This is a genomic window from Azohydromonas aeria, from assembly GCF_009760915.1.
GTDB lineage: Bacteria > Pseudomonadota > Gammaproteobacteria > Burkholderiales > Burkholderiaceae_C > Azohydromonas > Azohydromonas aeria.
The window spans coordinates 77,878-98,222 of the sequence record NZ_VIDQ01000010.1 but is presented as its reverse complement, the minus strand read 5'-3'; the positions used below and the strand labels follow the sequence as shown (position 1 = coordinate 98,222).

The 20,345-nt window shown below is 68.7% G+C and carries 20 protein-coding genes and 2 tRNA genes; 9 read left to right on the top strand and 13 right to left on the bottom strand.

The features are described from left to right. Positions 1–2: 2 nt before the first annotated feature. From hisF to FJ694_RS08480, 4 genes are read left to right on the top strand one after another with little or no spacing between them, the layout of a single operon-like run. The gene (gene hisF / locus FJ694_RS08495) at positions 3–782 is read left to right on the top strand and encodes an imidazole glycerol phosphate synthase subunit HisF (RefSeq protein ID WP_157266068.1); all 780 of its coding nucleotides are present in this window, start codon (positions 3–5) and stop codon (positions 780–782) included. Next, on the top strand, positions 779–1,456 hold the full coding sequence (rsmD, locus tag FJ694_RS08490; protein ID WP_375140204.1) for a 16S rRNA (guanine(966)-N(2))-methyltransferase RsmD: 678 nt from the start codon (positions 779–781) through the stop codon (positions 1,454–1,456). The genes hisF and rsmD overlap by 4 nt, the downstream gene beginning before the upstream one ends. Beyond that, the gene (gene coaD / locus FJ694_RS08485) at positions 1,453–1,950 is read left to right on the top strand and encodes a pantetheine-phosphate adenylyltransferase (RefSeq protein WP_157266066.1); all 498 of its coding nucleotides are present in this window, start codon (positions 1,453–1,455) and stop codon (positions 1,948–1,950) included. The genes rsmD and coaD overlap by 4 nt, the downstream gene beginning before the upstream one ends. Before the next feature lie 55 nt (positions 1,951–2,005). Further along, positions 2,006–2,272 carry a YfhL family 4Fe-4S dicluster ferredoxin gene (locus tag FJ694_RS08480; protein ID WP_157266064.1) on the top strand — a complete coding sequence of 89 codons (267 nt, stop codon included), beginning with the start codon at positions 2,006–2,008 and terminating at the stop codon, positions 2,270–2,272. 58 nt (positions 2,273–2,330) lie between these two features. Here the strand turns inward: FJ694_RS08480 and pth are convergent, their stop codons facing one another. The 7 genes from pth to FJ694_RS08445 all read right to left on the bottom strand — a co-directional run bounded on the left by pth (position 2,331) and on the right by FJ694_RS08445 (position 8,525). Further along, positions 2,331–2,984, bottom strand: coding sequence for an aminoacyl-tRNA hydrolase (gene pth, locus FJ694_RS08475; RefSeq protein ID WP_157266062.1), 654 nt, complete (start codon positions 2,982–2,984; stop codon positions 2,331–2,333). 171 nt (positions 2,985–3,155) lie between these two features. Further along, on the bottom strand, positions 3,156–3,776 hold the full coding sequence (locus FJ694_RS08470) for a 50S ribosomal protein L25/general stress protein Ctc (RefSeq protein ID WP_157266060.1): 621 nt from the start codon (positions 3,774–3,776) through the stop codon (positions 3,156–3,158). A gap of 107 nt (positions 3,777–3,883) precedes the next feature. Further along, complete coding sequence (locus FJ694_RS08465) at positions 3,884–4,846, bottom strand: ribose-phosphate pyrophosphokinase (RefSeq protein WP_157266058.1); 963 nt, start codon at positions 4,844–4,846, stop codon at positions 3,884–3,886. A gap of 94 nt (positions 4,847–4,940) precedes the next feature. After that, positions 4,941–5,017, bottom strand: a tRNA-Gln gene (locus FJ694_RS08460). A 38-nt stretch (positions 5,018–5,055) separates the two neighbouring features. Next, positions 5,056–5,961 carry a 4-(cytidine 5'-diphospho)-2-C-methyl-D-erythritol kinase gene (ispE, locus tag FJ694_RS08455; RefSeq protein ID WP_198320770.1) on the bottom strand — a complete coding sequence of 302 codons (906 nt, stop codon included), beginning with the start codon at positions 5,959–5,961 and terminating at the stop codon, positions 5,056–5,058. 177 nt (positions 5,962–6,138) lie between these two features. Beyond that, positions 6,139–6,684 carry an outer membrane lipoprotein LolB gene (locus tag FJ694_RS08450; RefSeq protein WP_157266054.1) on the bottom strand — a complete coding sequence of 182 codons (546 nt, stop codon included), beginning with the start codon at positions 6,682–6,684 and terminating at the stop codon, positions 6,139–6,141. Beyond that, complete coding sequence (locus FJ694_RS08445) at positions 6,681–8,525, bottom strand: tetratricopeptide repeat protein (RefSeq protein ID WP_157266052.1); 1,845 nt, start codon at positions 8,523–8,525, stop codon at positions 6,681–6,683. Before FJ694_RS08445 ends, FJ694_RS08450 begins: the two co-directional genes overlap by 4 nt. A gap of 89 nt (positions 8,526–8,614) precedes the next feature. On the opposite strand from FJ694_RS08445, the gene mutM reads away from it, so the two are divergent. The 3 genes from mutM (at position 8,615) to mutY (ending at position 11,741) form a co-directional block, all read left to right on the top strand. After that, positions 8,615–9,448 carry a bifunctional DNA-formamidopyrimidine glycosylase/DNA-(apurinic or apyrimidinic site) lyase gene (gene mutM, locus FJ694_RS08440; protein WP_157266150.1) on the top strand — a complete coding sequence of 278 codons (834 nt, stop codon included), beginning with the start codon at positions 8,615–8,617 and terminating at the stop codon, positions 9,446–9,448. 109 nt (positions 9,449–9,557) lie between these two features. Continuing rightward, on the top strand, positions 9,558–10,613 hold the full coding sequence (locus FJ694_RS08435) for a hypothetical protein (RefSeq protein WP_157266050.1): 1,056 nt from the start codon (positions 9,558–9,560) through the stop codon (positions 10,611–10,613). Between the two features lie 48 nt (positions 10,614–10,661). Further along, positions 10,662–11,741, top strand: coding sequence for an A/G-specific adenine glycosylase (mutY, locus tag FJ694_RS08430; protein ID WP_157266048.1), 1,080 nt, complete (start codon positions 10,662–10,664; stop codon positions 11,739–11,741). A gap of 12 nt (positions 11,742–11,753) precedes the next feature. Here mutY and FJ694_RS08425 read toward each other — a convergent pair whose 3' ends face one another. From FJ694_RS08425 to FJ694_RS08410, 4 genes are read right to left on the bottom strand one after another with little or no spacing between them, the layout of a single operon-like run. Further along, on the bottom strand, positions 11,754–12,425 hold the full coding sequence (locus tag FJ694_RS08425; RefSeq protein WP_157266046.1) for an LON peptidase substrate-binding domain-containing protein: 672 nt from the start codon (positions 12,423–12,425) through the stop codon (positions 11,754–11,756). Continuing rightward, positions 12,422–13,318 carry an RNase adapter RapZ gene (rapZ, locus tag FJ694_RS08420; protein WP_157266044.1) on the bottom strand — a complete coding sequence of 299 codons (897 nt, stop codon included), beginning with the start codon at positions 13,316–13,318 and terminating at the stop codon, positions 12,422–12,424. The genes FJ694_RS08425 and rapZ overlap by 4 nt, the downstream gene beginning before the upstream one ends. Further along, complete coding sequence (gene recN, locus FJ694_RS08415; RefSeq protein WP_198320767.1) at positions 13,315–15,024, bottom strand: DNA repair protein RecN; 1,710 nt, start codon at positions 15,022–15,024, stop codon at positions 13,315–13,317. The genes rapZ and recN overlap by 4 nt, the downstream gene beginning before the upstream one ends. After that, a complete protein-coding gene (locus FJ694_RS08410) occupies positions 15,024–15,899 on the bottom strand; it encodes an NAD kinase (RefSeq protein ID WP_157266042.1) in 876 nt (291 codons plus the stop codon). The genes recN and FJ694_RS08410 overlap by 1 nt, the downstream gene beginning before the upstream one ends. Positions 15,900–15,968: 69 nt before the next feature. Between FJ694_RS08410 and hrcA the strand changes: the two genes are divergently transcribed. After that, positions 15,969–16,988, top strand: coding sequence for a heat-inducible transcriptional repressor HrcA (gene hrcA / locus FJ694_RS08405; protein ID WP_157266040.1), 1,020 nt, complete (start codon positions 15,969–15,971; stop codon positions 16,986–16,988). Positions 16,989–17,045: 57 nt separating this feature from the next. Then, a tRNA-Ile gene (locus tag FJ694_RS08400) sits at positions 17,046–17,122 on the top strand. A 37-nt stretch (positions 17,123–17,159) separates the two neighbouring features. Here FJ694_RS08400 and FJ694_RS08395 read toward each other — a convergent pair. Then, positions 17,160–19,229, bottom strand: a complete 2,070-nt coding sequence (locus FJ694_RS08395) for a DUF2075 domain-containing protein (protein ID WP_198320766.1) — start codon at positions 19,227–19,229, stop codon at positions 17,160–17,162. 46 nt (positions 19,230–19,275) lie between these two features. Then, a complete protein-coding gene (locus FJ694_RS08390; RefSeq protein ID WP_157266036.1) occupies positions 19,276–20,301 on the bottom strand; it encodes a PDDEXK nuclease domain-containing protein in 1,026 nt (341 codons plus the stop codon). Positions 20,302–20,345: the final 44 nt, after the last annotated feature.

The following is a 20,345-nucleotide window of genomic DNA, read 5'->3' as shown; positions in this document are numbered from 1 at the left end:
ACATGCTGGCCAAGCGCATCATTCCCTGCCTGGACGTGACGGGCGGGCGCGTCGTCAAGGGCGTCAACTTCGTCGAGCTGCGCGACGCGGGCGACCCAGTCGAGATCGCTGCGCGCTACAACGAGCAGGGCGCCGACGAGCTCACCTTCCTCGACATCACCGCCACCAGCGACGGGCGCGACGTGATCCTGCACATCATCGAGGCCGTGGCCTCGCAGGTGTTCATCCCGCTGACCGTGGGCGGCGGCGTGCGCAGCGTCGAGGACGTGCGCCGGCTGCTCAACGCGGGCGCCGACAAGGTCAGCTTCAACTCCGCCGCGGTGGCCAACCCGCAGGTGATCCGCGACGCCTCCGACAAGTACGGCGCGCAGTGCATCGTGGTGGCCATCGACGCCAAGCGGCGCAAGGGCGAGGACCTGGATGCGCGCGGCCCCGGCTGGGACGTCTACACGCACGGCGGGCGCAAGAACGTCGGGCTCGATGCCGTGGCCTGGGCCCGGCAGATGGCCGAGTACGGCGCCGGCGAGATCCTGCTGACCAGCATGGACCGCGACGGCACCAAGATCGGCTTCGACCTGGAGCTCACGCGCGCGGTGAGCGACGCGGTGCCGGTGCCCGTGATCGCCTCCGGCGGCGTGGGTGCGCTGGAGCATCTGTCCGAGGGCATCCGCGTCGGCGGCGCCGACGCGGTGCTGGCGGCGAGCATCTTCCACTACGGCGAGTTCACGGTGGCGCAGGCCAAGGCGCTGCTGGCGCGCGACGGCATCCCGGTGCGGCCGTGAGCAAGCCCGTGCCGCCGCGCGAGGCGCGCAGCCCGCGGGGCGGCGCGCCCGCCAAGACGCCTTCTCCTTCCCGATCCACGGCCCACGCGCCGCGCGAGGTGCGCCTCATCGGCGGTGCCTGGAAGCGCAGCAAGTTGCCGGTGGCCGACCGCCCCGGGCTGCGGCCCACGCCGGACCGGGTGCGCGAGACCCTCTTCAACTGGCTCGGCCAGGACCTCACCGGCTGGCGCGTGCTCGACGCCTACGCCGGCAGCGGCGCGCTGGGCTTCGAGGCGGCGTCGCGCGGCGCGGCGAAGGCCGTGCTGCTGGAGCGCGACGCGCAGCTGGTGGCCAGCCTGCGTGCCTCGCAGCAGCGGCTCAAGGCGGCGCAGGTCGAGGTGCGGCAGGCCGAGGCGATTGCCTGGATGCGCTCGGCCGCGCCCGGCAGCTTCGAGCTGGTGCTGATCGATCCGCCCTTTGACGCCCACCTCTTCGACGCCTCGCTGGCGGCGGCACGCCCGCTGCTGGCGACGGACGGGTTCATCTACCTGGAGGCGCCCACGGCGCTGGCGCAGGCCCCCGCGGGCCTGCGGCTGCACCGCCAGGGGCGTGCCGGCGCCGTGTTCTTCCACCTGCTGCAGCGCGAGGACGCGCCCGGCAGCACCGTCTCCCCACCTGCGGAGGTCCAGCCATGACCAGCGCCCAGCGGCTTACCGCCGTCTATCCCGGCACCTTCGACCCGCTGACGCTTGGGCATGACGACCTCATGCGCCGCGCCAGCCGGCTGTTCGAGCGGCTGATCCTGGCCGTGGCCGCCGGGCACCACAAGCGCACCATGTTCAGCGTCGAGGAGCGGCTGGACATGGCGCGCGAGGCGGCACGGGCCTATCCGAACGTGGAAGTGATCGCCTTTCGCGGCCTGCTGCGCGACTTCGTGGTCGAGCACGGCGGCAAGGTGGTGGTGCGCGGGCTGCGCGCGGTCTCCGACTTCGAGTACGAGTTCCAGATGGCGGGCATGAACCGCCAGCTCATGCCCGACGTGGAGACGCTGTTCCTCACGCCCAGCGACCAGTACCAGTTTGTCAGCGGCACCTTCGTGCGCGAGATTGCCACCCTGGGCGGTGATGTCTCCAAGTTCGTGGCACCCTTCGTGCTCCGCCGCCTGCAGGAGCGCGTGTCCCGGGCCTGAGCCCGGAGCGCCGCGGCTCCCGAAACCCAGTCCCGAGAAGTAAAGGAGAGCGTTGATGGCGCTCATGATCACCGACGAGTGCATCAACTGCGACGTGTGCGAGCCCGAGTGCCCGAACCAGGCGATCTCGCTGGGCCCCGAGTTCTACGAGATCGACCCGGAGCGCTGCACCGAGTGCGTGGGCCACTTCGACGAGCCGCAATGCGTGCAGGTCTGCCCGGTGAGCTGCATCCCGATCAACCCGCAGCGCGTCGAGGACCAGGACAGCCTCTGGGCCAAGTTCCGGCGGCTGCAGGCCGCGGCGGTGCAGGCGGCGGGCTGATGGCCGGTCACTGGCCCCAGACATGCGAAGGGCCGGCATCCGCCGGCCCTTGTTGTTTTCAGGACTCCGGCTTTTCCGGCGGCTGCTGAGCAGGAGCCGGCGCCGGCGCCGCCGCAGGCGGGCGCGGCGGCTTGGGCCGCGGCGGGCGGGCGTTGAGCTTCATGGTGGCGCGCTCCATGTCGGCGGCCAGCAGCAGGTCCAGCGCCGTGAGCGACTTGTCGATGCAGGCGTGGATGGCCTCGCGGTCGGTAGGCGAGGGCTTCTTCAGCACGTAGTTGACGACCTCGGCCTTGACGCCGGGGTGGCCGATGCCCAGGCGCAGCCGCCAGAAGTCGGCGCTGCCGAGCTGGGCCTGCATGTCCTTGAGGCCGTTGTGGCCGGCGTGGCTGCCGCCGCGCTTGAGCTTCATCTGTCCGGGCAGCAGATCGAGCTCGTCGTGCGCGACGAGGATCTCCTCGGGCGCGATCTTGAAGAAGCGCGCCAGCGCCGCCACCGACTTGCCCGAGAGGTTCATGTAGGTCTGGGGCTCCAGCAGCCACAGCGGCCCCTCGGCGCGGTTGACGCGCGCCACCAGCCCCCAGTAGCTGCGATCGGGCACCAGCGTCGTGCGCAGCTCGCGCGCCACGGCGTCCACCCACCAGAAGCCGGCGTTGTGGCGCGTGTCGTCGTAGTCCGGGCCCGGATTGCCGAGGCCCACCAGCAGTCGAATCATGGTCGGGATTATCGCGGGGTGAGTGGGGGCCGCTGGCGGCCGGCACGGCAGGCCACGCCGCCAGTGCTGGATGAGGCCGCAACGGCACGGCGCCGGGCCCAATGAAAAAGCCCCGCGGCGCGGGGCTTTTCTCGATCAGGCAGGGAAGCGGCGAGCGCTCCCGGGCATGAATTACTTCTTGCCCTTCTTGCCCTTGGCCGGGGCGGCGGCGGCCACCGGGGCCACGATCTCTTCCTCGGCCTTGGGCGGGTTGGCCACGGCGATCACGGGGTTGCGGCCGCGGTTGACCAGCTTGACGTTGGCCGGCAGCTTCAGGTCGGAGGCGTGCAGCGACTGGCCATTGGTCAGCTCGCCCAGGTCCACGGTCAGGAACTCGGGCAGCTGGGCGGCCAGGCACTCGACCTCGATCTCGGTCGTGACGTGGGCCACGGTGCACTTGTCGGTCTTGACGGCCACCGAGTTCTCTTCGTTCACGAAGTGCAGCGGCACCTTCTTGTGCAGGCGGGTGGTCTCGTCCACGCGCTGGAAGTCGATGTGCAGGATCAGCTGCTTCCAGGGGTGCAGCTGGTAGTCGCGCAGGATGACCTTGGAGTTGGCGCTGCCGAGCTCCATGTCCAGCAGCGAGCTGTGGAAGGCTTCCTTCTTCAGCGCGTGCCACAGTGCGTTGTGGTCCAGCTCGATCAGGGCCGGCTCGCCGGCGCCGTAGACGATGCCCGGCACCTTGCCGGCATTGCGCAGGCGGCGGCTCGCTCCGGTCCCCTGCAACTTGCGCTCGAAAGCGACGAATTTCATGCTTCACTCCAAGTGAATCGGGCGCCCGCGACCAGGCTGCCCAAGGTGTCTGCAGGCGGTTGAGACCTGCGCGGAAAAAGGAAAGGGCACCGACTGGTGCCCACTCCTCAGAAATTGTTGTTCTGCTCGGCGAACAGAGAGGTCACCGACTCGCCGTCGGAGATGCGGCGGATGGTCTCGGCGAACAGGAAGGCCACCGACAGCTGGCGGATCTTGCTGCAGCTGCGCGCGGCCTCGCTCAGCGGGATGGTGTTGGTGATCACGACCTCGTCGAGCGCCGAGTTGCGGATGCGCTCGATGGCCGGGCCGGAGAACACCGAGTGCGTGCAGTAGGCGTACACGTTCTTGGCGCCGCGGTCCTTGAGCACCTCAGCGGCCTTCACCAGCGTGCCGGCGGTGTCGATCATGTCGTCCATGATCACGCAGTTGCGGCCTTCAATCTCGCCGATGACGTGCATCACTTCCGAGACGTTGGCCGCCGGGCGGCGCTTGTCGATGATGGCCAGGTCGCAGCCCAGCTGCTTGGCCAGCGCGCGGGCGCGCACCACGCCGCCCACGTCGGGAGACACCACGACCAGGTCGGAGTAGCTGCGGCCCTTGAGGTCCGACAGCAGCACCGGCGAGGCGTAGATGTTGTCCACCGGGATGTCGAAGAAGCCCTGGATCTGGTCGGCGTGCAGGTCCATGGTCAGCACGCGCTCGACGCCCACGGTTTCCAGCAGGTTGGCCACGACCTTGGCGCTGATGGGCACGCGGGTGGAGCGCGGACGGCGGTCCTGGCGCGCGTAGCCGAAGTAGGGGATCACGGCGGTGATGCGGCGCGCGCTGGCGCGCTTGAGCGCATCGACCATGATCAGCAGTTCCATCAGGTTCTCGTTGGTCGGGGCGCAGGTGGACTGCACCACGAACACGTCGCGCGCACGCACGTTCTGCTGGATCTCGACGGTGACTTCACCGTCGGAGAAGCGGCCGACGGAAGCCTTGCCGACTTCGACGCCCAGGTGGGTGGCGATTTCCTGGGCCAGCAACGGATTGGCGTTGCCGGTGAACAGCACGGTATTGAACAACACGATGCGCGCTCCGTCGAAACGGGGAGTTGGAAGCGAAGCGGCGCCGTCAATGCGGCGCCGCGAGCTCTTTGAGGACTGCTACTGCTGAAGAATTTGGCAGGGGAGGAAGGACTCGAACCCTCGCATGTCGGAATCAAAATCCGATGCCTTGACCAACTTGGCGACTCCCCTACACCGGTTCCGGCTCTCACCGGCACCTGAAACCTTGTTCAACCCGTCCAGCCCTCCAAGGGGTGGCTCTCCAGGCTGCGACATAGTTTGCCCACCCATCCAGTTGGAAGTGATGTCAGTGCACTTTCATCATCTTCCGTCTGTGTCGCCACAGGTGAAGCATCAACTATATCAGATTTTTCAGTTCTTGCAAACACTGCGCTTCCGGAACCTGTCATGCGGCTGTTGCCGTACCGGTCCCGCAACCACTGGGCAGCTTGCGCCACTTCGGGTGCCCGATCTTCCGCAGCGGCCTGGAGGTCATTTCGACCAAAGCCCGGCTGCAGCATTTCTGGCATTGCTGTGTCAGCAGGAAAGACCGCGACTATAGCATCCGTTCGGGTGCCCGCCAAGAGGGGATGCGAAAAAATTTCTTTCGTGGGCAGCGCCACCGGCGGCTTGACCACGGCGTAGCGCCGCGCCGGCACGGCCAGCGGCGTGAGCCGCTCGCCGATGCCCTCGACGAACGCGTTGCGCCCGCCGACGAAGAAGGGCACGTCCGCACCCAGCTGCGGCGCCAGATCCAGCAGCCGCGCGCGGCTCCAGTTCAGGCCCCAGAGCCGATTCAGCGCCAGCAGCACGCTGGCGGCGTCGGAGCTGCCGCCGCCCAGGCCCGCGCCCCAGGGCACGCGCTTGAGCACGGAGATGTCCGCGCCCAGCGCCGTGCCGCTGTGGCGCTGCAGCAGCCGCGCCGCGCGCAGCGACAGGTCGTCCTCGGGCAGCGCCGGGCCCAGGTCGTGGCGCTGCAGCCGGCCGTCGTGGCGCAGCTCGAAATGCAGCGTGTCGCACCAGTCGATGAGCACGAACACCGACTGCAGCAGGTGGTAGCCGTCGGGGCGGCGCCCCACCACGTGCAGGAACAGGTTGAGCTTGGCCGGGGCCGGGACGTCGTAGAGCGCGCGCAGGGACATGGCGGGAAGAAAGGAATCAGGAAAAGGAAGGCGCTGTCGAGCCATTTCCCGTTCGCCCTGAGCTTGTCGAAGGGCAGGCGCTGAGGCCGCCGCCCGGAGGCTTCGACAAGCTCAGCCCGAACGGGTATTGGAGCGAGCCCGCGTCTTCAGCGAGTCAGCGACTCGGGAAACTCAGGGATTCTGGTCCAGCCGCGCGCGCACGCCGATGGCCGGCTGCTGCGGCCGGTTCGCCGACAGCACGCCGTCATCGAAGCGGCTCAGGTCGATACGCCAGCCCAGCTGCTCGAAGCCGTCGGGCAGGCGCTGCACCGGCGCGCCGGCCCAGGGCCGGCCATGCAGCCACTCGACCAGCGCCGCCAGCGGCATCGGCTCGCCCAGCATGCGCTGCGACAGCGCGTCGAGGCTGGCGTCGCGGCTCTCGCCCTGCGCGGTCTGCAGCAGCGCCTGTCCCGGCGCCCACTGCGCGCGCGCCAGCACGCTGCCCAGCGGGGAGGTCAGCTGCAGCGTGCCGCGCTCGGCGCTGCCCTGCAGCTCGAAGGCGGCCGTGAAGCTGCGCGCGGGCTGCTCGTTGAAGGCGTCCACCTGCACCGCCAGCCGCCCGGCCAGCGTGTCCGGGGCGCTGCTGCGCGGCACCTGCGCGCAGCCGCCCAGCAGCGCCGCGGACAACGTCGCCGACACGGCGGCGGCGAGCCAGCGCCGGCGTGCGCCGCCCGTCAAAGATCGACCTTCAGCCGCGCCAGCGTCGCGCGCAGCAGCTCGTTGCCGCCGTCGCGGCCGCGCGCCTCGCTCCACACGCGCCGCGCCTCGTCGCGCCGGCCCAGGGTCCACAGCACCTCGCCCAGGTGCGCGGCGATCTCGATGTCCGGCCGCGCCGCGTAGGCCTGCTGCAGCAGCCGCAGCGCCTCCTGCGTGTTGCCCAGCCGGAACTCGACCCAGCCCAGGCTGTCGATGATGAAGGGGTCGCCCGGCGCCATCGACAGCGCCTTGGCGATGAGCTCGCGCGCCTCGGCCAGGCGCACGTTGCGCTCGGCCAGCGAGTAGCCCAGCGCGTTGTAGGCATGCTGGTGGTCGGGCTTGAGGGCGATGACCTGGCGCAGCAGCCGCTCCATGTCGTCCATGCGGTCGAGCTTCTCGGCCGCCATGGCCTGCTCGTAGAGCAGGTCCGGGTCGGCGCTGAAGCGCTGGTTGGCGTCGGCCAGCGCCTTGTAGACCTCGGGCCAGCGCTTGAGCTCGCGCAGCCACGTCACCTGCGCCATCAGCTTGGCGCGCGACTCCTCCTCGGTGCGCTCGGGCAGCGCGGCGAGCAGGCTGCGCCCCTGCTCGACGCGGCCCTGGCGCGCCAGCAGCAGCGCGCGGCGCGCCTGCACTTCCACCAGGCGCTGCGGATCGTCGATGCCGGCGAGCCAGCGCTCGGCCTGCGCCATGTCGCCGCGCTGCTCGGCGGCCTGCGCCAGCAGCAGCTGCGCCTGCGTGATGCCGCGCTGGCGCGCCTCGTCGGGCGCCTCCTCCTCGCCCTCCTCGGCGGCGGTGGCGCCCTGGTCGCGCACGAGCTGCAGGTAGCGCTGCAGCGCGGCCTCGGCGCGGGCGCTCTCGCGCAGCTCCAGCCGCAGCGCGCCCAGCATCAGGTATGGCGGCGCGAGGTCGGGCTTGGCCTGCGTGACCTGCTCCACCTGCGTCACCGCCTCGCCGTAGCGCTGCATCGCGCCCAGCGTGCGCGCGTAGGCCAGGCGCACGCCCGGCTCGGACTTCGGTTGCGCCAGGTAGCGCTGCACCAGCGCGTCGGCCGCCGGCTGGCGCGGCAGCAGCTCCAGCGCCAGCACCGCCGGCCCGGGCGCGGCCGGGTCGTCGGCCCCGGCCTGCTCGGCCAGCGCCAGCGCACGCTGCACGTCGCCCGCCGCCAGCCAGGCGCTGCCCTGGGCCACGCGGCTGGCGGTGCGGGTGTCGGGCCGGGTGGTGTAGGGCTTGAGCAGCATGTCGAGCAGCTGCGCGGTCTGGGCCGGCTCGTCCTGGCGCGCCAGCAGCCGCGGCAGCGCGGCGATCAGCCCCGGGCGCTCGGCCTCGGGGCTGCGCTCCAGCAGTGTGCGCAGCGGCTCGGCCACCTCGTTGCCGCGGTGCAGCGCCAGCAGCAGCTGCAGCTCGAAGCGCAGCGCCTCGCCCGACTGCGGCAGCGTCTGGCGCCAGGCGCGCGCGGCCTGCAGCGCCTGGTCGCCGGCGCGGGCCTGCAGCGCGATCTCGACGGCGCGGCGGAACAGGGCGTCGTCGCGCTCGCGCCGCGCGGCGTCGAGGAAAAGCTGGTAGGCGTCGCCGGCCTGGCCGCCGCGCAGGGCCATCTCGCCCACCAGCAGCTGGAACAGCAGCTGCGCGTCCAGCTTCGAATGCGTCGGGGGTTCTGCCGCCGGCGCCGATGCCGCGGAGGCCGCGGGCGGCGCCGCCGGTGCCGTGCGCGGCGTCTGCGCCTGCACCGTGCAGGCGACGCCCAGCGTTGCCGCCACGGCCACGCGGCGCAGTTGCGCGCCCTGCGGGCGCCTGAACCACCATTGCGGGGCAAGTCCGGCCATCGGTTCTCCTGGATGTCAATTCATTCTAGGTGGCGCTGCCGCCCGCCTCCCCCGAAGGGGCCATGGACAGCGCTGCGGATAATCCCGCCATGCCGGAGCTGCCCGAAGTCGAAGTCACCCGCCGCAGCGTCGCGCCGCGGCTCGAAGGCGCGCGCGTGCGCGCCGTGCGCACGGGCGCGGCGCTGCGCTGGCCGCTGGGCACGGAACCGGCGTCGCTGGTGGGGCTGCGCATCGGGCCGCTGCAGCGGCGCGGCAAGTACATCTGGCTGCCGCTGCTGGACGACGCCGGCGCCGTCCAGGGCGGGCTGCTGCTGCACCTGGGCATGTCGGGCTCGCTGGCGCTGCTCGACGCCGCCCCCGCGCCGGGCAAGCACGAGCATTTCGACCTCGTCACCGACGCCGGCACGCTGCGCCTGACCGACCCGCGCCGCTTCGGCGCCGTGGTCTGGTCGCCGGCGCTCGACGCGGGCATGGCGGCGCGGCTGCTGGCGCGGCTGGGCCACGAGCCCTTCGACCCGGCGCTGACACCCGCGCTGCTGCGCGAGCGGCTGCAGCGCCGCAGCGTGCCGATCAAGACCGCGCTGCTGGCCGGCGACATCGTCGTCGGCGCCGGCAACATCTACGCCTGCGAGGCGCTGTTTGCCGCCGGCATCGACCCGCGCACGCCCGCCAACACGCTGAGCCTGGCGCGCTGCGAGAAGCTGCTGGCGGCGGTGCGCGACACGCTGGCGCGCGCGCTGGAGCTCGGCGGCTCGACCTTGCGCGACTTCCGTGACGCGCACGGCATGAGCGGCGCGTTCCAGGACCAGGCCGGCGTCTACGGCCGCGAAGGCCAGCCTTGCCACCGCTGCGGCAGCACGGTGCAGCGCCTGGTGCAGGGCCAGCGCTCCACCTTCTTTTGCGCCAAGTGTCAGCGGCGGTGAATTTCCGCAGTCCAGGCCGTTTTCCTGTCAGGAGTTGTTCCCCCTACCCCTGTCCCAGGGGGGAGAGCGGCAGAATCGGCGCATGCATCCCCGGCCTGCCGGCTTGTACATGCTTGAAAAACCGCTCGTTCCCTCATCCGAGGCGCCGTCCTGGCCGCAGCCTCCTGGCTGCCCGGCCGACGAGCTGGCGCGGGTGCTGGGCGAGCACGACCTGCTCGATGACGACAGCGCCGCGCTGATCGCCCTGCTGCGCCGCCGCCGCGAGGCCGGCGAGCCGCTGCACGCCGAGGCCCGGCTGCTGGCGCAGTGCCTGGGCACGCTGCAGGAGCGGCACCGCACCCATGCCGCCGCCCAGCTGCGCGAGCTGCGCGAGCTGCAGGAGCGCAGCGCGGTGCGGCTGCAGGTGCTGCAGCAGCGCGTCAACCAGGAAGCCCAGCGGCTGCAGGACTGCTGCGCCCGGCTCGACGCCCTGCGCGCCGTGCATGCGCGCATGGCGCAGGAACTGCTGGCCGGGCTGCACGTGCAGACGCTGCACGCCGAGCTGCGCCGCATGCGCGAGGAGAGCGGCAACGCCTGGCAGCGCCCGTTGCGCCTTGGGCGCGCCTTTGTCGCGCTGTGCGAGCGGCTGCAGCTGCGCCTGGCGCAGGCGCAGCGGCGCTGCGACGAGATCCACGCCGTCATGGTGGCGGGCCATGCCGAGGTCTGCGATGCCTTCGCGCTCCAGCTCCAGGCCGAGGCGCCGCCGCCGCTGCAGCCCTTCATGGACGAGCTCACCGTGCTCGAAGGCGCCTACGCGCGCCAGATGACCGTGGGCAAGGTGCTGCACCTCGTGCGGCCCAGCTTCCAGACGCGGCTGCTGCGCCAGCTGCAATCGCGGCTGGTGCGGCTGTTTGCCGGCGCCACCACCGAGCTCGAACGCTGGAGCCACGCGCTGTGGACGCCGGTGCAGGCGCGGCTGGAGCAGTCGCGCGAGCGGCTGCAGCACCGCTTCGACGGCGTGCAGCGCGTGCAGCTCGCCGCCGACGACCTGCAGCAGCGCATCGGCGAGCTCGAAGCGCTGGAGCTGCTGGAGCTGGAAAGCTTCAGCCACGCGCGGCGCCTGCTGGCGCGGCTGGAAACGGACCAGGGCGACGACAGCCCGGTCCTCCAGGCCCGCGCCGCCTGACCCGACTTCCCCTTCAGGCGCACGCCGCCTGCCCCCACATCTGCCTGAATGCGAACCGAAGAATTCACCGGCGGCGAGGCCGCCCCCCTGACGTTGGCCGAGCGCGTCGTCACCTGGCAGCGCACGCACGGGCGCCACGGCCTGCCCTGGCAGGGCACGCGCGACCCGTACCGCGTCTGGCTGTCGGAAATCATGCTGCAGCAGACGCAGGTCTCGACCGTGCTGGCGTATTACGACCGCTTCCTGGCGCGTTTCCCGGACGTGACGGCGCTGGCCGCCGCGCCGCTGGACGAGGTGCTGGCGCTGTGGAGCGGCCTGGGCTACTACAGCCGCGCGCGCAACCTGCACCGCTGCGCGCAGGCGGTGATGGAGCGCCACGGCGGGCGCTTTCCGCCCAGCAGCCAGGCGCTGGCCGAGCTGCCGGGCATCGGGCGCTCGACGGCGGCGGCGATCGCCGCGTTCTGCTTCGGCGAGCGCGCCGCCATCCTCGACGGCAACGTCAAGCGCGTACTCACGCGCGCCCTGGGCTTCGACCGCGACCTCGCGCAGGCCAGCGCCGAGCGCGAGCTGTGGGACAAGGCGCAGGCGCTGCTGCCGCGCCAGGGCATCGAGGCCTACACGCAAGGGCTCATGGACCTGGGCGCAACAGTGTGCACGCTGCGCCGGCCGAGCTGCCTGCTGTGCCCGCTGCAGGGCGGCTGCGTCGCGCGCGCTTCGGGCGACCCGACGCGGTTCCCCGTGAAGACGAAGCGCCTGGCGCGCGGCCGGCGCAGCCACGCGCTGCTGTGGCTGCAGCAGGGCGACCGGCTGTGGCTGACGCAGCGCCCGGACAGCGGCGTGTGGGCCGCGCTGTGGAGCCTGCCGGAGTACGAGAGCCTGGAGGCGCTGCGGCAGCGCCTGGGCGCGCTGCCGGGGCAGGGGCAGGCGCTGCCGCTGGTCGAGCACGCGCTGACCCATTTCGACTGGACGCTGCAGCCCTGGCGCCATGTGCTGCCCGAAGGGGACGCCGCGGCCTGCACCGCCGCCGAAGCGCTGCTGCCGCCGGGGCGCTGGGTGACGCTGGAAGAAGCTTTCCGGATGGGATTGCCGGCGCCGGTGCGGCGGCTGCTGGAGAGGGAGGGAGGCTGAAGCGGGCGTGCCTCAGCCCGTCACCAGCCCCCGCTGCCGCAGCACGTCGTCCACCAGCCGCAGCCGCAGCAGCGGGTCGGGCAGCAGCATCAGCTTCTGGCGCGCCGACAGCGGCAGCGGCAGCAGCTCGCACCAGCGGTTGGCGACCCAGCCGGCGTCGTCGAGCCTGGGCGCGCCGTCGCACAGCTCCACCCCTTCGGCCTGCAGCGCCTCCAGCGCCCGGCCCAGCGCCTGGGCCGTGCCCTGGAATTCCTCGCCCGGCGGCACCACCGCGTCGTCGGGCAGGAAGCTCACGTCGGCGCGCCACAGCCCGTCGCTGTCCTGGCGCGGCGCTTCCAGGCTGAAGCGGCGCGTGCCGCGGCAGCGCAGCAGCAGGATGCCGGGCTGCGGCGCATCGACGTCCTCCACCCGCGCCAGCACGCCCGCGGGCTCGAACTGCTCAGGCAGGGCACCACGCTGGCGCACCTCGCCGCCGTCGCGCAGGCACACCACGCCGAAGCCGGCATCCGTGCGCAGGCACTCGCCCACCATGTCCAGGTAGCGCGCCTCGAAGATCTTCAGGGGCAGCAGGCCGCCGGGATAGAGCACGGTCTGCAGCGGGAACAGCGGCAGGGAAGCGATGGTGTCGGCAGGGGTGTCGGGCGCGCCGCCGGCGCCGTCCGCCCCGTTGCCGGCGGCGCTCATGCCGCGGCGTCGAGCTCGCGATGCCGGCGCAGCACGGTGCCGTGGCCGTCGAAGCGCCGCGCCAGCGACTCCACCAGGTACACCGAGCGGTGCTGGCCGCCGGTGCAGCCGATGGCCACCGTGAGGTAGCTGCGCTGGTCGTCCTCGAACGCGGGCAGCCAGTGCCGCAGGAAAGCTTCGATCTGCTCCAGCATGTCGGTCGCCTCCGGTTGCGCGCGCAGGTAGTCGGCCACCGGTGCGTCGCGCCCGGTCAGCGGCCGCAGCTCGCGGATGTAGTACGGATTGGGCAGCACCCGCACATCGAACACGAAGTCGGCGTCCAGCGGTACGCCATGTTTGAAAGCAAAGGATTCGAACACCAGCGTCAGCGCGCCGGGGCGCGCGCCCACGAGGTCGCGGATCCAGGTGCGCAGCACGGCCGGGCGCAGCTCGCTGGTGTCGATGACGGTGGAGACCTCGCGCAGCCCGGCCAGCAGCTCGCGCTCCAGCTCGATGGCCTCGACCAGCGCCGGCTGCGCCTGGCCGCTGTCGGCGGCGCGCTTGGTCAGCGGGTGCGGGCGGCGCGTCTCGGAGAAGCGCCGCAGCAGCGCGCTGGTGGTGGCGTCCAGGAACAGCGGGCGCACCTGCACCCCTTCGGCGCGCAGCTGCGGCAGCATCGGCACCAGCTGCGGCAGCGATCCGGCCGTGCGCACGTCCACGGCCACGGCCACGTGGCGATCGCGCCCGGACTCCAGGCGCAGGAACTCCGGCAGCAGCTCCGGCGGCAGGTTGTCCACGCAGAAGTAGCCCGCGTCCTCCAGCGCGTGCAGCGCCACGGACTTGCCCGACCCGGAGATGCCGGTGATCAGCACCACGTCGGGCGCCTGGTCGTCCTTGAGAAAGCGGTGCGTCATCGCGGCCTCGCCCGTTCGCGGCCCGAGCGGGGCGCCGGCGGCGGCGCGGCGGCCGCGGCCTCGTCGAGCATCGCCTGCGCGTGCGCCAGGCTGGTGTCGGCCAGCCGCTCGCCGCCGAGCATGCGCGCCACCTCGGCCACGCGCGTCTCGCCGGCCACAGGCTGCACGTCGCTGCGCGTGACGCCGTCGCGCGCGGCCTTGCTGACCACGAAATGGTGGTCGGCGCAGGCCGCGACCTGCGCCAGGTGCGTCACGGCCAGCACCTGGCGCTCGCGGCCGAGCTGCTTCATCAGCCGCCCCACCGCGTCGCCCACGGCGCCGCCGACGCCGGCGTCGATCTCGTCGAAGATCAGCGTGCCCGCGCCGCCCGCTTCCTCGCGCGCCGTGGTCACGGCGATGGCCAGCGCCAGGCGCGAAAGCTCGCCGCCGGAGGCCACCTTGGCCAGCGGCCGCGGCGAGCTGCCGGCGTGGCCGGCCACGCGCAGCTCCACCGACTCCAGCCCGAAGGCCTGCGGCTGCTCCTGCGGCAGCAGCGCCACCTCGAAGCGGCCGCCGGCCATGCCCAGGCCCTGCATCGCCTGCGTCACGCGCTGCGCCAGCTGCGGCGCGGCCGCGCGGCGCAGCGCGCTCACGCGCTTGGCCTCGGCGGTCCAGGCTTCCAGCGCCTTCTTCACGGCGGCTTCGAGCGCGTCGAGATCGGTGGCGGCGTCCAGCGCCTTCAACTCGGCGCGCCACTGCGCCAGCAGCGCCGGCAGCTCCGCGGGCGGGCGGCGGTAGCGCCGCGCCAGCGACATCCAGGCCGACAGCCGCTCGTCCAGCTCATTCAGCCGCTCCGGCTCCAGCTCGGCGTGGCCGAGGTAGGCGTTGAGGCTGTGTGCCGCGTCCTGCAGCTGCACCTGCGCGGCCTGCAGCACTTCCATCACCGGCTCCAGCCGCGCGTCGTAGCGGGAGACGTCGGAGAGCGCGTCGATGGCGCGGCTGGTGAGGCTGTCGGCGCTGGTGTCGGCCTCGGAGACGGCCTCCAGCGCCGTGCGCGCCGCGCCCAGCAGCGCCTGCGCGTGCGACAGCCGCTCGTGCTCGGCATTGAGCGGCTCCCACTCGTCCTCGCCGGGCGCGAGCTTGTCGAGCTCGCCGATCTGCCAGGCCAGCCGCTCGCGCTCGCGCTCCAGGCTGTCCTGGCGGCTGCGCGCGTCCTGCAGCGCCTGCTGCGCCTCGCGCCAGCGGGTGAAGAGATCGGCCAGCGGCTGCGCGTCCACGCCGGCCTGGCCGTCGAGCAGCGCGCGCACGGCGGCCGGGCGCGTGAGGCTCTGCCAGGCATGCTGGCCGTGGATGTCGAGCAGGTACTCGGCCGCCTCGCGCAGCTGCGCCACGGTGGCGACGCTGCCGTTGATCCACGCCCGGCTCTTGCCCTGGGCGTCGATGGCGCGGCGCAGCAGCAGCGTGGCGCCCTCGTGGTCGAAGCCGGCTTCCTCCAGCCAGGGCGCCAGGGCGGCGGGGGCGTCGAACTCGGCCGTGATCTCGGCGCGGGAAGATCCCTCGCGCACCACGCCGGCGTCGCCGCGGCTGCCCAGCGCCAGCTGCAGCGCGTCCACCAGGATCGACTTGCCCGCCCCGGTCTCGCCGGTGAGCACCGAGAAGCCGGCGTCGAAATCCACCTCCAGCGCGGCCACGATCACGAAGTCGCGCAACACCAGGCGGCGCAGCATCAGACGACCCCTTCGTACCAGCGCAGCTTGCGCCGCAGCGTCGCGTAGTAGCTCCAACCCTGGGGATGCAGGAAGCGCACCTTGTGCGCCGAGCGCTGCATGCGCACCTGGTCGCCGATGTGCAGGCTGGCAAGGCTTTGCATGTCGAAATTGGCCGAGGCGTCGCGTCCGGCGACGATCTCCACCCGCACCTCGCCCTGGTCGGGCAGCACGATGGGGCGGTTCGAGAGCGTGTGCGAGGCGATGGGTACGAGCACCCAGCCGCCGATGTCGGGATGCAGGATCGGCCCGCCCGCCGACAGCGCGTAGGCGGTGGAGCCCGTGGGCGTGGCGATGACGAGGCCGTCGGCGCGGATGTTGGCGATGAACTCGTCGCCGATGTGCACGCTGAGCTCGACCATGGCCGCGGTGGCGCCGCGGCTGACCACGACGTCGTTGAGCGAGAGGCCGTCGAAGATGCACTCGCCTTCGCGCCAGATGCCGCCCTCGATCATGGCGCGGTGCTCTTCCTCGTAGTCGCCGGCCATCATCGAGGCCAGCGCGTCGCGGAAGTGGCCGATGGGCACGTCGGTGATGAAGCCCAGGCGGCCCTGGTTGATGCCGATGAGCGGCACGTTGTGGCGCGCAAGCTGCCGGGCGATGCCCAGCATGGTGCCGTCGCCACCGACGACCACGGCCACGTCGCAGCAGCCGCCGAAGTGCGCGGCGTCCATGACGGGATAGCTGCTGAGCCGGGCGCTGTCGGCGGTGTTGCGCTCCACCGAGACCGTCAGGCCCAGCTTGACGAGGAACTGCGCCACCTCTTCCAACACGGCGCTGCTGCCCTGCGCCTGGTATTTGCCCACTAATGCGGCATGACGAAAGGGGGTCGGCATGCGAACGATTACACCACACGCCCCCTTGCCTGAAGGCTTGCGCCGCCCCATCTCCGTAGAATGAAAAGCATGCTCGACGAGCGCGCCCGCACCCTGTTGAAGACCCTGGTAGAGAGGTACATCGCCGACGGCCAGCCGGTGGGCTCGCGCACGCTGTCCAAGGCCTGCGGCCTGGAGCTGTCACCGGCGACCATCCGCAACGTGATGGCCGACCTCGAAGAGCTCGGCCTCATCGCCAGCCCGCACACCAGCGCCGGGCGCATCCCGACGCCGCGCGGCTACCGCCTGTTCGTGGACACCATGCTGACCGCGCGCGGGCTCGACACCGGCATGCACGAATTCTCCGCGGCGCGCGAGCAGCTGCACCCGGACCAGCCGCAGCGCGTGATCGCGCAGGCGGCGCACCTGCTGTCGAACCTCTCCAGCTTCGTGGGCGTGGTGACGGCGCCGCGCAAGGCCAGCGTCTTTCATCACATCGAGTTCTTGCGCCTGGGCGAGCGCCGGGTGCTGGTGATCCTGGTGGCGCCGGACGGCGACGTGCAGAACCGCGTCATCTTCACCGCGCGCGACCACACGCAGGCCGAGCTGGCCGAGGCCACCAACTACCTGAACCACCACTACGCCGGGCTGAGCATCGAGGAGGTGCGCGCGCGGCTGCAGGGCGAGGTGGAGCAGCTGCGCGGCGAGATCGCCACGCTGATGCAGGCGGCGGTGCAGGCCGGCAGCCAGGCGCTGGAGGAGAGCGACCAGGTCGTGGTCAGCGGCGAGCGCAACCTGCTGGCGGTGCAGGACTTCGGCAACGACATGGGCTCGCTGAGGAAGCTCTTCGACCTGTTCGAGCGCAAGACCGAGCTGATGCGGCTGCTCGACGGCTCCAGCCGGGCCGAAGGGGTGCGCATCTACATCGGCGGCGAGAGCCGCGTGGTGCCCTTCGAGGAGCTGTCGGTGGTGTCCGCGCCCTACGAGGTGGACGGCCGGGTGGTGGGCACGCTGGGCGTGATCGGCCCGACGCGCATGCCCTACGACCGCATGATTCAGATCGTGGACATCACGGCGCGGCTGGTGGGCAACGCGCTGAGCCAGAAGTAGCCGCCGCCGGCCGGCGCCGGGAAGGGCGCTTTCGCCCCCTTACAATCCAGCTTCAGTGGGCCGTTAGCTCAGTCGGTCAGAGCAGAGGACTCATAATCCTTTGGTCCGGGGTTCGAGCCCCCGACGGCCTACCACTCTTTTTATGTATTAATTGCAAAGAATCTGCTGCAATTATTCTAGGGAAATTACTGTTTGATCCAGTGTTTCCGTTGTCGACGTGCCGGTAGCTTGCCATTCCTCTGAGTGAATGTACTCATCTCTTAATATGGGTAGGCCAAGCTCAAGAAAATAACGCCAAGTGCTGTCATAGAATTCTGGCAAGCGCGTTGGGTCGTTTGGGTCGCCTTCTGGAATAACTATCGCCATGCCCTGGCGTGCTCGTGTGAGTAAAACGCGGTAGGCATTGAGGCGGTACTTTTGTGCTGATTTTTCATTGATGTTTTGCCAACGTGTGCCTTTGAAAGCGCGGTAGATCCAACTGCCTGGCTTGTGAATCAGGTCGCCATCCCACACAACGACAGTCCAATCAAGTTCGAGGCCTTGAGCATCGAACTCGCTTGCGGCATCCTCAAGATAATAAGAAGACCGGACGTCAGTTTCGTCATTTAGAAACCAATGGCATGGATCAATTGGAGTATCCATGTTTATGCCAAGCGGTTTGAGGCGTCTGGCTCCAGACGAGGCCAGCAACCCGTAGCGCTCACTGCCGCGAGCACGCTGTTCAACCCAAGCTTTTCCTTGAGCAAGTGATCGAGTAATTACGATAGGGAATCGCGGGAGGACAGCGGCGAGTTCGATTTGCGCTAAATGGGAATCTGTGGACATGATAGCGCTTACTGCCGTTGAAAGGCGCTCAGCTCGAAACGATCGAAGTGAAACGCTCAAGTGCAAAGCTGGGTTTTGTGTAACTCTATTGCCAAGCGTTGTGATGTCAAAGTGTGGCAAATACTCCTGGGTGTTGATATGCGAAGGCATGTATATTTCCCAGTGTAGGTAGTTATCTCGCAAGGCGCAAAGCCATTCTTCTAAGCCAGCTTCACCTGTATTGATCTCTTGTCCGCCGCCAATCAGGCATACAATTGCTGCCCAATCAACATGTCTGTTCATGACTCCAATTAGAAAGTCAGGTTCGGATTGGTTGAAATCTGATTGGCCCCGCTTCTTTTGCATGAACTTTGAAGCTTGAGCTTGATTCCATGCTCGTTGTGCTTCATCAAACACAACAACTCGTTCCACAGGTGCTTCCAGTGTTGCAAGGTTGTCATCTCGGAAATGATGAACATTCTGAATAAAAGCTTTGGCTTTACAGTGAGCGGATTCTTTGTTGCTCTTTAAATTGTGTGCGGCTGCCTGGGTGACTTCATCTCTAGCAAGAGCTTCTTGAAGTACTTTGACAAGTGGGCCATTGCCTGAGAGAAAAACTGCATGCTCTTTATCATCGGCATCTGTTTTATGGCGTTGGCAAACAAGATTGAGTCCAGCCAAAGTTTTGCCTGCACCCGGGACACCAGAAACAAGAATGATAACTTTTCTATTCTTGGCCTTTGCTTGCTCAATGGCTTGAGTAATGGCTGTGGTAGTGGCTCCTAAGTTGTCGGCGCCTGCTTCAGAATGGGAAATTTCAGTAACGTCGTGACCACGATAGAGGGCCTGAGATGCTTCAATGATGGTTGGTGTTGGCTGGTATCTTGATGCTAACCATCGAAGATCGTCTTGTATTGTGGTAATAAATTTCGGGAGGATTTGATGCAATAGAGTGCGCAGGGAGTGCTTGTTGGCCAGTGCTGTCGGACGCACCCCTGTTTCGGTAAAGGACAAATTTTGGCTGCTGTCTGGCGCATTCGTAGCTACCAAAATTGGTGTAATGGTGGCTTGATGACAAGCTTCGTAGAAGTTTGCCAAGTCGAGTGCGTAGTCGATTACTTGCCTGCAGTCTTTGTTATCGTAGCGGGTGGCTCCGACCTTGAATTCTAAGACTATAATTTGATTACCAATTTTAATAATATTGTCTGCGCGCTTGCCAATTCTTGGAATAATAAACTCAAAGCAAATGATTCCATTGTGTGTCGAGGAAAGTGATGCGTGTAGTATGTCAATTTGCGCCAGCCATGCGTTTCGTTGTTCAGTGGTAACGTCGCCTTCTGCACTTTTAATCAAATAACCAAGAATGGTCGCTCGATCAGTGGTTAGGAATTGAGGAATAAATTCAACGTAGGATGCTCGACGTGTCGAAATGCTCAATTTAAATCCTTTTGTTTTGCTGCTGTTGCGCCTAATCATTGGTCTGTTAAGGTGCTAGCGGACTGTTTGTAAGCATCTCATGCAACTTCGCCTGCAACACCCTCTTGTCCGGCAATTGCGTCTGATATTCCGCAATGAGGGCCGGTGACAGGCTGCGGCTCAGCGCATATTCCACCACCTCGTCGTCCTTGCTGGCGCACAGCAGCACGCCGATGGCCGGATTTTCGTGCGGCTTGCGCACGTCGCGGTCCAGGGCCTCCAGATAAAAGCCCAATTTGCCCAGGTATTCCGGCTCGAAGCGGCCGACCTTGAGTTCGATGGCGACGAGGCAGTTCAGGCCGCGGTGAAAGAAAAGCAGGTCCAGCGCGAAGTCCTGCTTGCCCACCTGCAGCGGGAATTCCGAGCCGACGAAGCAGAAGTCGCGGCCCAGTTCGATCAGGAAATCGCGCAGTTGTGTCAGCAAGCCGCGGTGCAGGTCGGCTTCGCTGTGGCCGGGCGGCAGGCCCAGAAATTCGAGCAAGTAGCTGTCGCGGAATACCTCGGCAGCGCCAGGATGCGTTTGTGACGTGACGGGTGTCGCTTTGGCCGGATTGAGCACCATGCGTTCGAACAAGGCGCCCTTGAACTGGCGCTCCAGTTCGCGGCTGCTCCACCGTTCACGTACAGCCATGCGCAGGTAGAAATCGCGCTCTTCGGGGCGTTTGCTCTGGCCCAGGATCGTGAGGTGATGGGTCCAGGGCAATAGTGTCAGCAGTGCTGACACTATTTCGCGGTCCGGGTACGCCTCATGGAACTGGCGCATGCGGAACAGGTTGCGCCGAGTGAAGCCGCGCAGACCGGGATGCTCCTGGGCAATGTGCTTCGCCAGCCGGTCCACCACGCCGTCGCCCCATTCGGCCGCCGCGACCTTGCGGCTGATGACGGCCCCGACTTGCCAGTACAACTCGATCAGCGCTGTGTTGACCGCCTGAAAGGCCCGCTGCCGGGCGGCGGCAATCAGGCCAAGGACTTCGCCGAATTCGACGGGCTCCGCAGCAGAAAAATTGCGGGACGGCAAGGTCTTGTCGTTCATGGAGTGCCTGGAGAGACATGGCCGCCTGCATTGTCCCGTGGCCT

Coding starts and splice junctions, on each gene's coding strand:
- mutY (WP_157266048.1), top strand. CDS start 10,662: ATGCGAACCGAAGAATTCACCGGCGGCGAGGCCGCCCCCCTGACGTTG.
- FJ694_RS08435 (WP_157266050.1), top strand. CDS start 9,558: ATGCTTGAAAAACCGCTCGTTCCCTCATCCGAGGCGCCGTCCTGGCCG.
- FJ694_RS08425 (WP_157266046.1), bottom strand. CDS start 12,425: ATGAGCGCCGCCGGCAACGGGGCGGACGGCGCCGGCGGCGCGCCCGAC.
- FJ694_RS08410 (WP_157266042.1), bottom strand. CDS start 15,899: ATGCCGACCCCCTTTCGTCATGCCGCATTAGTGGGCAAATACCAGGCG.
- FJ694_RS08445 (WP_157266052.1), bottom strand. CDS start 8,525: ATGGCCGGACTTGCCCCGCAATGGTGGTTCAGGCGCCCGCAGGGCGCG.
- hrcA (WP_157266040.1), top strand. CDS start 15,969: ATGCTCGACGAGCGCGCCCGCACCCTGTTGAAGACCCTGGTAGAGAGG.
- hisF (WP_157266068.1), top strand. CDS start 3: ATGCTGGCCAAGCGCATCATTCCCTGCCTGGACGTGACGGGCGGGCGC.
- pth (WP_157266062.1), bottom strand. CDS start 2,984: ATGATTCGACTGCTGGTGGGCCTCGGCAATCCGGGCCCGGACTACGAC.
- FJ694_RS08470 (WP_157266060.1), bottom strand. CDS start 3,776: ATGAAATTCGTCGCTTTCGAGCGCAAGTTGCAGGGGACCGGAGCGAGC.
- mutM (WP_157266150.1), top strand. CDS start 8,615: ATGCCGGAGCTGCCCGAAGTCGAAGTCACCCGCCGCAGCGTCGCGCCG.
- rapZ (WP_157266044.1), bottom strand. CDS start 13,318: ATGACGCACCGCTTTCTCAAGGACGACCAGGCGCCCGACGTGGTGCTG.
- recN (WP_198320767.1), bottom strand. CDS start 15,024: ATGCTGCGCCGCCTGGTGTTGCGCGACTTCGTGATCGTGGCCGCGCTG.
- FJ694_RS08480 (WP_157266064.1), top strand. CDS start 2,006: ATGGCGCTCATGATCACCGACGAGTGCATCAACTGCGACGTGTGCGAG.
- coaD (WP_157266066.1), top strand. CDS start 1,453: ATGACCAGCGCCCAGCGGCTTACCGCCGTCTATCCCGGCACCTTCGAC.
- FJ694_RS08390 (WP_157266036.1), bottom strand. CDS start 20,301: ATGAACGACAAGACCTTGCCGTCCCGCAATTTTTCTGCTGCGGAGCCC.